The organism is Mumia sp. Pv4-285 (assembly GCF_041320275.1).
GTDB classification, from domain to species: domain Bacteria; phylum Actinomycetota; class Actinomycetes; order Propionibacteriales; family Nocardioidaceae; genus Mumia; species Mumia qirimensis.
Genome location: NZ_CP162023.1, coordinates 3,707,491 through 3,718,167 on the forward strand (window position 1 = coordinate 3,707,491; position 10,677 = coordinate 3,718,167).

A 10,677-nucleotide genomic window follows, 5' to 3' on the forward strand; every position below is an offset into this window, starting at 1 on the left:
GAGTGGGACGGGTGTCCAGTAAGCGCTATATAGCATAACCCGGCTTGATCGCATCTTGGATGAGTGCGAGTCGCTCGTCGAAGGGCAGAAAAGCGCTCTTCATCGCGTTCACGGTGAACCACCGCAGGTCCTCGAGGTCGTACCCGAAGGCGTCCACGAGAAGGCCCATCTCGCGCGTCATCGACGTCTGGCTCATCAGTCGGTTGTCGGTGTTCACGGTCACGCGGAAGCCCAGCGCTGCGAGCGTGCCGATGGGGTGCTCGGCGATCGACGCGGCTGCTCCGGTCTGCACGTTGGACGACGGGCACAGCTCGAGCGGGATGCGCTTGTCCCGCACGTACGCGGCGAGCCGACCGAGGCGTGGTGCATCGCCGTCGGTCGTGTCGATGTCATCGATGATGCGGACACCGTGGCCGAGCCGGTCGGCGCCGCACCACTGGATCGCCTGCCAGATCGAGGGCAGTCCGAACGCCTCGCCCGCATGGATGGTGAAGTGGGCGTTCTCGCGCTGCAGGTACTCGAAGGCGTCGAGGTGCCGGGTCGGAGGGTAGCCGGCCTCCGCCCCGGCGATGTCGAAGCCGACGACGCCGCGGTCACGGTAGGCCACGGCGAGCTCGGCGATCTCGAACGAGCGCGCCTGGTGCCGCATGGCGGTGAGGATCTGGCGGGGGTGGATGACCTTGCCGCGCCTCGCCGCCTCGGCGACCCCCTGCTCGAACCCTTCACGGACTGCGTCGACGGTCTCGGAGAGGCTGAGGCCCTCGCGGAGGTGCTGCTCGGGGGCCCACCGCACCTCGGCGTAGAGCACGCCGTCGTCCGCCAGGTCCTCGACGCACTCGCGCGCGACACGCTCGAGGTCCTCGCGCGTCTGCATCACACCGACCGTGTGCTCGAACGTCTCGAGGTAGCGCACCAGGCTGCCGGACGTCGCCGAGTCGGCGAACCACCGGCCGAGCTCCGACGCGTCGTCGACGGGCAGCTGGTGGCCGGTGCGCGACGCGATCTCGGCGACCGTCTGCGGCCGCACGCCACCGTCGAGGTGGTCGTGCAGGAGAACCTTCGGGACGCGGGCGATCTGTTCGGCGGTCAGCATCGGATCAGCCTAGTGCGAGCCACGTCCGCGATTTGTGCCCTCCGACAAGGAATCAGGCGGCAAGTTCCTTGTAGAAGTGCACAAATCGGGGACGGGCGGTCAGACGATGCGCTCCAGCACGGGCGAGGACGGCACGGACGGCTCGGTGTCCGTGACGTCGTACCCGCCATCGAGCGCAGCCAGCGCGCGCTCGAAGCGCTCCGGCGTCTCCGTCTGGAGCGTCATCAACGGCTGGCCCGCGCGTACGGCGTCGCCCGGTCGCGCGTGCAGCGTGACGCCGGCGGTGGCCTGGACGGCCTCCCCCGGTCGCGAACGTCCCGCACCGAGCCGCCACGCGGCGAGCCCGACCGCCATCGCGTCGACCCGTGCGACGTAGCCGTCACGGTCGGCCGTCACGACGGACGTCTCTCGAGCGACCGGCAGCTCCGCGTCGGGGTCGCCGCCCTGAGCAGCGATCATGCGACGCCACACGTCCATCGCGCGACCCGACGCGAGGACGTCGGCAGGGTCCTGGTCCTCGCGGCCGGCCGCCGACAGCATCTCCCGCGCCAGCGCCACGGTGAGCTCGACGACGTCGGCCGGTCCACCGCCCGCGAGCACCTCGACGGACTCCGCGACCTCGACGGCGTTGCCCGCCGTCATCCCGAGCGGCGTGGACATGTCGGTGACGAGCGCGCGCGTGTCGACCCCCGCGGCGTTGCCGAGCGCGACCATCGTCCGGGCGAGCTCACGCGCCTTGTCGAGGTCCTTCATGAACGCCCCCGAGCCGACCTTCACGTCGAGCACGAGCGAGCCGGTCCCCTCGGCGATCTTCTTGCTCATGATCGAGCTGGCGATCAACGGGATCGACTCCACGGTGCCCGTCACGTCGCGCAGCGCGTACAGCTTCTTGTCGGCCGGCGCGAGGCCCGCTCCCGCCGCGCAGATCACCGCACCCACGTCCTCGAGCTGCGCGAGCATCTCGTCGTTCGTGAGATCGGCGCGCCACCCCGGGATCGACTCGAGCTTGTCGAGCGTGCCACCCGTGTGACCGAGCCCGCGGCCCGAGAGCTGGGGTACGGCGACGCCGCAGGCGGCGACCAGCGGCGCGAGCGGCAGCGTGATCTTGTCCCCCACCCCTCCGGTGGAGTGCTTGTCCGACGTCGGCCACGAGAGGCCGGAGAAGTCCATGCGTTCGCCGCTGCGGATCATCGCATCGGTCCAGCGGGCGATCTCGGCGAACTCCATGCCGTTGAGGACGATCGCCATCGCGAGCGAGGCCATCTGGACGTCGGCCACCTCCCCGGAGGTGAACCCGTCGACCACCCAGTCGATCTGCGAGTCGCTGAGGACGTGCCCGTCCCTCTTCGCTGCGATCACCTCGACCGCGTCGTGGCGTGCCGCCGTCATGCTGCCTCCCCTAGATCCACCTGGACCGCGTCGAACCCGCGCAGGACCCACGTCGGACGCCGCGGCGCGACTCCCGTGAGCTCGAGCCGCGGGAAGCGCTCGAGCAGCCGTGTGAGCGTGATGTCGAGCTCCATGCGTGCGAGGGGTGCGCCGAGGCAGAAGTGCAGACCCATCCCGAAACCGACGTGCGGGTTCGGGTCGCGGGAGACGTCGAATCGGTCGGCGTCGGCGAACACGGCGCCGTCGCGGTTGGCCGAGCCCATCAGGCACGCCACCTTCTGGCCGGCGCTCACGGTCGTCCCCGCGACCTCGACGTCGGCCGTCGCGGTGCGCTCGAACAGCTGCAGCGGCGCGTCGTAACGGATCAGCTCCTCGAGCGCTGTGGGCACCGAGACCTCCCCCGCGAGCACCCGGTCACGCTGGTCGGGATGGGACAGGAGCGCGTGCAGGCCGTTGCCGAACACGTTGACCGACGCCTCGTGGCCCGCGTTGAGGAGCAGCACCACGGTGGCGACGAGCTCGTCCTCGCTCAGGCGTCCGGCACCGCCGGACCCGGTGTCGCGCTCGGCGATCAGGTCGGACAGCAGGTCCTCGCCACGGATGCCCCGCGCCATCTCCGCCTTCCGCTCGTTCACCAGCTCGGCGACGTACGCGCTGAACTCGACGCTGCCGGCGATCGCATCGTGCTTGGTCGCGTCGTCGACGCCCTCCTCGTACATGTGCACGATCGACTGCGACCACGCGCGCAGCTGCGCGTGGTCGTCACCGGGGACGCCCAGCAGGTCGCAGATCACGTACACCGGCAGCGGCTCGGCGTACTCGCCGAGGATGTCCGTCGTGCCTCTGAGCCCGTCGAGCAGCCGCGCGGTCAGAGCCTCCACGCGCGGGCGCATCCGCTCGACGTGGCCGCGACCGAACGCGCCGGCCACCAGCCGACGCAGCCGCGTGTGCGCGGGCGGCTCGTTCTCCATCATCTGGTTGCGGTGCAGCGCGTTGAACGGCTCCATCTCCGCGGTCGGCTCCCAGTCCTCCCAGATGCGCCCCAGACGCCGGTTGCGCAGCGTCTGGCTGACAGCGTCGTGGGTCGTGGCGAGCCACCGTCGGCTCGGCTCGTGCCACAGCACGGGGCCGGCCGCACGGAGCTCGGCGAGGACGGGGTAGGGATCGGAGACGAACCCGGGATCACTCAGGTCGACGTGGGTGGTGTTCACGTCCCCATCATCGCCCGTGGCCTCAGGCCTGCGTCGCGAGGTCGCCGTCGTCGAAGGCGTACGGGAGCACCTCGGACATCGTGAGGACGCCGCGGGGCCCCTTGAGGCGCATCGCCGCACCGCCGTTCTCCCACAGGACCTGACGGCACCGGCCGCACGGCATCACCGGGCTGCCGTCGCCGTCGACGCACACGACCGCGACGAGACGGCCACCGCCGGTCGCGTGCAGTGCGGAGACCATGCCGCACTCCGCGCACAGACCCACGCCGTACGCGGCGTTCTCGACGTTGCACCCCACCACGACGCGACCGTCGTCCACCAGCCCGGCCGCACCGACGCGGTAGCGCGAGTACGGGGCGTAGGCGCGCCGCATCACGGCGACCGCCTCGGCCTGGAGCGCGTCCCAGTCGACCTCGCTCATCCGGCCTCGCCCTTGCGGTACGGCTTGCCGTCCGCGGCAGGCATCCGGAGGCGTTGCGTCCCCAGCGCCAGGACCAGCAGCGTGGCGACGTACGGCGTCATGCCGGCGAACTCGCGCGGCACCTCGTCACTCAGCAGGTACCAGGCGAGGAACGCCACACCGACCACCGCGAAGAGGATGGCGTTCTTGCGGTCACCCTGCCGCAGCCGCAGCACCGTGAAGATGATCAGCAGCGCAGCGACGAGCAGCAGCAGTGCATGGACGGCGGCGGCGTTGCGCAGCTGCATCGCGTCGGTGTAGCCGAACATCGTGGCGGCACCTGCTGCGCCGAACGGACGCCAGTTGCCGAAGATCATCGCGGCAAGGCCGATGTAGCCGCGGCCACCGGTCTGTCCGGTCACGAACCCGCTCGAGGACACCAGCACGAGCATGTAGCCGCCGAGGCCCGCGAACACGCCGGAGACGATGACGGCGACGTACTTGAAGAAGTAGACGTTGACGCCGAGCGTCTCCGCCGCCTGCGGGTTCTCGCCGCACGAGCGCAGGCGCAGACCGAAGGTCGTCCGCCACAGCACCCACGCGGTGAAGACCACGAGGGCGGCGACGAAGTAGACCATGATCGAGATGTTGTTGGTGAGCGCCGCGATCAGGGCCGCGAAGTCGGAGATCATGAACCAGTGCTTGTCGGCCAGGTCCGAGGCGGCCTCTCCCAGCCACGGGATGTCGACCCGCGGTGGCGTCTCCAACCCCGTGAGCTGCTTGATGCCGCCGCCGTCGAGGTCACGGAAGTATGCCTCGGCGAGGAACGCGACCGCGCCGGCGCCGATGATGTTGAGCGCGACACCGGACACGATGTGGTCGACACCGAAGGTGACGGTGGCGATCGCGTGGAGGATGCCGCCGACCGCGCCGAGCAGGGCGGCGCCCATGAGCCCGACCCACGGACCGTAGTAGTACGTGAAGTAGGCCGCGCCCCACGTGCCGAGGATCATCTGGCCCTCGAGCCCGATGTTGACGATGCCCGCACGCTCGGCCCAGACGCCGCCGAGCGCGGCGAGCAGGATCGGACAGGTCGCGATGAGGGCGGCCTGGATCGTGCCGACCGAGTCGATCTCGTTGGCGCCGCTGATCACACGGACCGACGAGACGAGCGCGAGGAAGCCGAGCGTGACGAGCAGCCAGCGGTACGACCGGCCGGCCGCCGCGGTCGGTGCCGACGGGGGCGGAGGCATGGTGGCTTCGGGGACCACGGTGCTCATGCGATCTCCTCCTTGCCTGAGCACTGCGGTGCCTCGCTCCTCGTGCTCATGCCGAGACCTCCTCGGACGTGGCGCCCGGTCTGGGCGCTTGTGCCACCTCGCGCTCCTCGGCACGGAGACGGTAGCGACGGACGAGCTCGTACGCGATGACGACGGCCAGCACGATGATGCCCTGCGTGATCTGGATGACCTCGACCGAGATGCCCGCCTCGATGGTGAGGCGGTTCGACTGCTCGTTGAGGTAGGCGAACAGCAGCGCGGCGAAGGCGATCGGGAGCGCGCGGTTGCGGCCGAGCAGTGCCACCGCGATGCCGGTGAACCCGAGGCCTGCCTGGAAGGTCGTGCCGTAGTAGTGGGCGCTGCCGAACAGCGACGGCATCCAGATGAGCCCGGCGATGCCTCCCGAGATCAGCAGGGTGACCATCGTCATCTTCTTGCTGTTGACGCCGCTCGCGATCGCTGCGGACTCGGACTGGCCGGTCGCTCGCAGGTCGAACCCGAACCGGGTCTTGTTGAGCACCAGCCAGAACGACAGCCCGGCGACGACCGCGAGGATCCCGAGCGTCCAGACCTCTCCCGCAGCCTTGTCGAACGGCTGCCACCCCGGCACCTGGCTCGACTCGGGGATCCCCTCCGTACGGCGGGAGTCGCCGGCCTTGATGCCGTAGGTGTTGATCATGTAGCCGGTGATCGTGATCGCGATCGCGTTCAGCATGATCGTGGAGATCACCTCGCTGACGCCTCGCGTGACCCGGAGCAGACCGGCGATGCCGGCCCAGGCGGCGCCGACGGCGACGGCGACCAGGAGGGCACCGATCACGTTGAGCGCACCGGGCAGGAACGCCGCGCCGGCGAACAGCGCACCCGCGTACGCCGCCATCCGGTACTGGCCCTCGACGCCGATGTTGAAGAGGTTCATCCGGAAGCCCACGGCGGCAGCCAGCGCTGACAGGTAGATCAGCGACGTCTGGTTGACGATGTTGACCAGCAGGCGGTCGGCCGGCCAGGAGAACAGGATGCTGATGAAGTCGCCCGCTGAGCCGCCCGAGATCTGGATGACCAGACTCGTGACCGCGAGCGAGAACACGATCGCGAGAAGGGGCGCTGCGAGGGCGATCGCGACGTTCCGCAGCCGGGTCATGCTTCCTCCTGTCCGCCCGTCATGGCCTGACCGAGGTCCTGCGGGGTGACGGTGCGGGGGTCGAACGTGCCGACGAGGCGGCCGCGCAAGATGACTTCGATGCGGTCGGACAACCCGATCAGCTCGTCGAGGTCGGCGGAGATCAGCAGCACCGCGAGGCCGGCACGCCGGGCTTCCTTGATCTGGTCCCAGATGGCGGCCTGGGCACCGACGTCGACGCCCCGGGTGGGGTGAGCGGCGATGAGCAGGCTCGGCTCACCGGACAGCTCGCGGCCGACGATGAACTTCTGCTGGTTGCCACCCGACAGCGCGCGCGCCATCGTGTCGATGCCGGGGGTGCGCACGTCGTACTGGTCGACGATCCGCTCCGAGTCCTGGCGGGCTCCGGTGCGGTTGATCCAGCCGCGCTTGACGGCGACGTCCTCGTACGCGTGCCCGAGGATGCGGTTCTCCCACAGCGGCGAGTCGAGCAGCAGGCCGTGGCGGTGGCGGTCCTCGGGGATGTAACCGACCCCGGCAGCACGCCGCTTGCGCGTGCCCCAGCCCGACAGGTCGTCGCCGCCGAGTCGGACCGTGCCGCCGGCGGGACGCATCGCGAGGATGCCCTCCACCAGCTCGGTCTGTCCGTTGCCCTCGACACCGGCGATGCCGACGACCTCACCGCGGTGGATCTGCAGGTCGATGCCGTCGAGGACCGTACGTCCGAACTCGTCCACCATCGACAGGCTCTCGACGGAGAGCTGGACGACGTCGGTGACGGTCGACTCGTCGGTGGCCGGCGACGGCAGCTCCGTACCGACCATCAGCTCCGCGAGCTGGCGCTTGGTGACGCTCGCCGGGTCGGGGTCGCCCACCGTCGTGCCGCGTCGCATCACCGTGATGGCGTCGGCGACGGCGAGGACCTCGTCGAGCTTGTGGGAGATGAACAGCAGCGTGTGGCCCTGCTGCTTGAGGCCGTCGAGGTTCGCGAAGAGCGCGTCCACCTCTTGCGGCACGAGCACGGCTGTCGGCTCGTCGAGGATGATGATCTTGGCGCCACGGTAGAGGACCTTGAGGATCTCCAGCCGCTGGCGTGCGGCGACGCCGAGCGCCTCGACGAGGACGTCGGGATCCAGCCCGAACCCGAACCGGTCGGAGATCGCGCGGACCTCCTTGCGTGCCTTCGCGCCGGTGCCGTGCAGCTTCTCGGCGCCGAGCACGACGTTCTCGAGCACCGTCAGGTTGTCGGCGAGCATGAAGTGCTGGAACACCATGCCGACGCCCTGCGCGATCGCGTCCGCCGGGGTGCTGAGCTCGACCACCGACCCGTTGATCGTGATCGTGCCGGCGTCCGGCTTCTGGACGCCGTACAGGATCTTCATCAGCGTCGACTTGCCGGCACCGTTCTCACCCACCAGCGCGTGGACGGTGCCCGGGGCGATCTGCAGGTTGACATCGTGATTCGCGATCACACCGGGGAATCGCTTCTCGATCCCACGCAGCTCCACCGCGGAGGTCGTCATCGTGCTCCTTCGAACGACGGGGAGAGACAAGACACGGGCCCGGGGGGCGTTGACGCCCCCCGGGCCCGCCTTGATCGTCACGATAAGGCCCTTCGGCCCTATCCGGCGATCACGGAGCCGTCGGAACCGTGATCTCGCCGCTCTTGATCTTGTCGGCGTAGCCGTCGATGTCACCGGTGATGTCGTCGACGAAGCCGCCCGACGTGGAGTAGCCCACGCCGTCGGACTTCAGGTCGTAGACCTGGTAGCTCACCAGCGGCGAACCGTCGTTGACGGCGCTGACGGCGTCGAACGCCGCGACGTCGACGCGCTTGAGCATCGAGGTCAGGATGTGCGGCTGCTCGGTCGACGACGCTGTGAGGTACTGGTCGGAGTCAACGCCGATCGCCCACTTGCCGTCACCGGCCTCGACCGCGGCCTCGAAGACGCCCGCACCCGAGCCACCGCTCGCGTGGTAGACGACGTCGGCACCCTGGTCGTACATGCCGGTGGCCGTGGCCTTGCCGGCTGCCGGGTCGTTGAAGCCCTTGGGGTCGGACTCCTGGAGGTACTTGACCTGAACCTCGATGTCGGGGTTCACGGCCTTCGCACCCGCGGTGAAGCCGGCCTCGAACTTCTTGATCAGGTCGGAGTTGACACCGCCGACGAAGCCGACGTTGTCGGCCTCGGACTTGGTGGCCGCGGCGACGCCGACGAGGAAGGAGCCCTGCTCCTCGGCGAACCCGAGGTAGGCGACGTTGTCGTTCGGCTGGTCGTCGGGGTCGTAGCCGTCGACGACGTCGAAGCTGACGTCCGGGTAGTCCGGCGCGACCTTGTTGACGGCCTCGCTGTAGAGGAAGCCGACAGCCAGGATCGGGTTGTGACCGGCGTCGGCGAGCTGGCGGAGGCGATCCTCGCGCGCGGACTCGGCCTCACCGTCGGTGGCCTCGGCCTCGGTGCAGGTGGCGCCGAGGTCGTCGACAGCCTTCTTCACGCCGACCGCAGCCGCATCGTTGAAGGACTTGTCGCCCTGACCGCCCACGTCGTACGCGATGCCGACCTTGGGGCCGTCACCATCGGCAGCGTCACAGTCGAGGGCGTTGCCGCCCGAGCCTGCGTTGGTGTCGTCACCGCCGTCGCTGTCATCGTCGCTGCCGCACCCGGCCAGAGCCAGCACGGCCACCGCGGCCAGCGCGGTGATCTTGCCCATTCGACGCAAGGGGACTCCTCAGTCATGATTTTTCGTCCGTCACGGGCCAGCCCCGGCGGATTTTTGAACCATAACCCTGCGAACGCGCAAAGGAGGTACGGATCCGGTGTGATGTGGGGAGCCGATACTCACTTGTTACCCCGTTTCGTCGCACCCCTCGCACCGGACGGCTCGCACGGAAGATGCCGCCAATACGGACACCGTGACACCGTCGAACATTGATGTTGCCGTCCGCGGAGCCCGGTGCTGGACCAGGCAGGGTCAGCCTGGTGCGCTCGCCAGCGCCGCCATCGCCAGCACCTTCGCGCCGATCGCGATGGCGCGCTCGTCGACGCGGAGATTGCCCTGGTGCAGGTCGTACGTCGGTCCTCCCGGTGTGCGCGTGCCCAGCCGCCCCATCGACCCCGGCACCGACTCCACGAACCATGCGAAGTCCTCGCCGCCGAGGCTCTGGCTCGTGGTGGTGACCGCGCTCGGGCCGAGCGCCACGGCGACCGCGTCGCGCAGGATCTCGGTCGACTCGACGTCGTTGACGACCGGCGGCACGCCCTGGGTGTAGGTGACCTCGGCGTCGACGCCGTACGGGGCGACGATCTCGCGGACCAGCGCGCGTACGAGGTGCTCGGCGTCGTGCCACGCCGTCGCGTCGAGCATCCGCAGGGTGCCGGTCGCCTCACCGCTCGCGGGGATGACGTTGGGGGCGCTGCCGGCGTTGATGCTCCCCCAGACCAGGCTGGCGCCGGCCCGCGGGTCGAGGCGCCGCGAGAGTGCCGCCGGGAGCTGGGTGCACAACGTGGCGAGCGCAAACGTCAGGTCCTGCGTGAGATGCGGTCGCGACGTGTGCCCGCCGCGCCCGGACAGCTGCACGCGGACCCGGTCCGCGGCGCCAGTGATGGAGCCTTCCCGGAGCCCGACCAGGCCGACGTCGAGGGAGGGGTCGCAGTGCAGCGCGAAGGCCCGAGAGACGCCCGCGAGGGAGCCCGCGGCCAGCACGGCCAGCGCTCCGCCGGGCATCACCTCCTCGGCAGGCTGGAAGACCAGACGCACGCGGACCGGGAGGTTGCCGGTGCGAGCGCAGCGTGCGAGGGCGCCCGCCGCCCCGAGGAGAGCGGTCGTGTGGACGTCGTGCCCGCAGGCGTGCGCCACCCCGGGCACGGTCGAGCGCCACGGGTCGGAGGTGCGGTCGGTGATGGGGAGGGCGTCCAGGTCGGCCCGGAGCGCGACCACCGGCCCCTCCGCGTTGCCCACCTCCGCGACCAGACCCGTCGGGTCGATCCGGACCGCTTCGATGCCGAACTTGTCGAGCCAGCCCGCGACGACCTCGGTCGTCCGGTGCTCCTGCCACGACAGCTCCGGGTGCGCGTGCAGGTCGCGGCGTACCTCGAGCAGATCAGGCACCAGAGCGTCGACGGCGTCGACGAGGTCGGAGGGCGTGGACATGGTCCCAGGCTAACGCTCGTACGAGGCCGCGC

General features: G+C 69.9%; 9 protein-coding genes. All 9 read right to left on the minus strand.

Annotated elements, in window-relative coordinates:
* Positions 1 to 25: 25 nt before the first annotated feature.
* On the minus strand, positions 26 to 1,093 hold the full coding sequence (locus tag AB3M34_RS17915) for an adenosine deaminase (protein WP_370615994.1): 1,068 nt from the start codon (positions 1,091 to 1,093) through the stop codon (positions 26 to 28).
* A gap of 99 nt (positions 1,094 to 1,192) precedes the next feature.
* Positions 1,193 to 2,482, minus strand: a complete 1,290-nt coding sequence (locus tag AB3M34_RS17920; RefSeq protein WP_370615996.1) for a thymidine phosphorylase — start codon at positions 2,480 to 2,482, stop codon at positions 1,193 to 1,195.
* Positions 2,479 to 3,693, minus strand: coding sequence for a cytochrome P450 (locus AB3M34_RS17925; protein WP_370615998.1), 1,215 nt, complete (start codon positions 3,691 to 3,693; stop codon positions 2,479 to 2,481). Before AB3M34_RS17925 ends, AB3M34_RS17920 begins: the two co-directional genes overlap by 4 nt.
* Before the next feature lie 22 nt (positions 3,694 to 3,715).
* Positions 3,716 to 4,114 carry a cytidine deaminase gene (locus AB3M34_RS17930; RefSeq protein WP_370616000.1) on the minus strand — a complete coding sequence of 133 codons (399 nt, stop codon included), beginning with the start codon at positions 4,112 to 4,114 and terminating at the stop codon, positions 3,716 to 3,718.
* Positions 4,111 to 5,373: an ABC transporter permease gene (locus tag AB3M34_RS17935; RefSeq protein ID WP_370616002.1), complete on the minus strand. Its 1,263-nt coding sequence runs from the start codon at positions 5,371 to 5,373 to the stop codon at positions 4,111 to 4,113. The genes AB3M34_RS17930 and AB3M34_RS17935 overlap by 4 nt, the downstream gene beginning before the upstream one ends.
* 46 nt (positions 5,374 to 5,419) lie before the next feature.
* Complete coding sequence (locus AB3M34_RS17940; RefSeq protein WP_370616004.1) at positions 5,420 to 6,514, minus strand: ABC transporter permease; 1,095 nt, start codon at positions 6,512 to 6,514, stop codon at positions 5,420 to 5,422.
* Positions 6,511 to 8,016, minus strand: coding sequence for an ABC transporter ATP-binding protein (locus AB3M34_RS17945; protein ID WP_370616006.1), 1,506 nt, complete (start codon positions 8,014 to 8,016; stop codon positions 6,511 to 6,513). Before AB3M34_RS17945 ends, AB3M34_RS17940 begins: the two co-directional genes overlap by 4 nt.
* Positions 8,017 to 8,125: 109 nt before the next feature.
* On the minus strand, positions 8,126 to 9,205 hold the full coding sequence (locus tag AB3M34_RS17950; RefSeq protein ID WP_370616007.1) for a BMP family lipoprotein: 1,080 nt from the start codon (positions 9,203 to 9,205) through the stop codon (positions 8,126 to 8,128).
* 261 nt (positions 9,206 to 9,466) lie between these two features.
* Positions 9,467 to 10,645, minus strand: a complete 1,179-nt coding sequence (locus AB3M34_RS17955) for an amidohydrolase (RefSeq protein ID WP_370616009.1) — start codon at positions 10,643 to 10,645, stop codon at positions 9,467 to 9,469.
* Between the last annotated feature and the right edge of the window lie 32 nt (positions 10,646 to 10,677).

Excerpts from the sequence above, each read along its gene's own strand:
- AB3M34_RS17915 (WP_370615994.1), bottom strand. The coding sequence starts at position 1,093 with ATGCTGACCGCCGAACAGATCGCCCGCGTCCCGAAGGTTCTCCTGCAC.
- AB3M34_RS17920 (WP_370615996.1), bottom strand. The coding sequence starts at position 2,482 with ATGACGGCGGCACGCCACGACGCGGTCGAGGTGATCGCAGCGAAGAGG.
- AB3M34_RS17930 (WP_370616000.1), bottom strand. The coding sequence starts at position 4,114 with ATGAGCGAGGTCGACTGGGACGCGCTCCAGGCCGAGGCGGTCGCCGTG.
- AB3M34_RS17935 (WP_370616002.1), bottom strand. The coding sequence starts at position 5,373 with ATGAGCACCGTGGTCCCCGAAGCCACCATGCCTCCGCCCCCGTCGGCA.
- AB3M34_RS17940 (WP_370616004.1), bottom strand. The coding sequence starts at position 6,514 with ATGACCCGGCTGCGGAACGTCGCGATCGCCCTCGCAGCGCCCCTTCTC.
- AB3M34_RS17945 (WP_370616006.1), bottom strand. The coding sequence starts at position 8,016 with ATGACGACCTCCGCGGTGGAGCTGCGTGGGATCGAGAAGCGATTCCCC.
- AB3M34_RS17950 (WP_370616007.1), bottom strand. The coding sequence starts at position 9,205 with ATGGGCAAGATCACCGCGCTGGCCGCGGTGGCCGTGCTGGCTCTGGCC.
- AB3M34_RS17955 (WP_370616009.1), bottom strand. The coding sequence starts at position 10,645 with ATGTCCACGCCCTCCGACCTCGTCGACGCCGTCGACGCTCTGGTGCCT.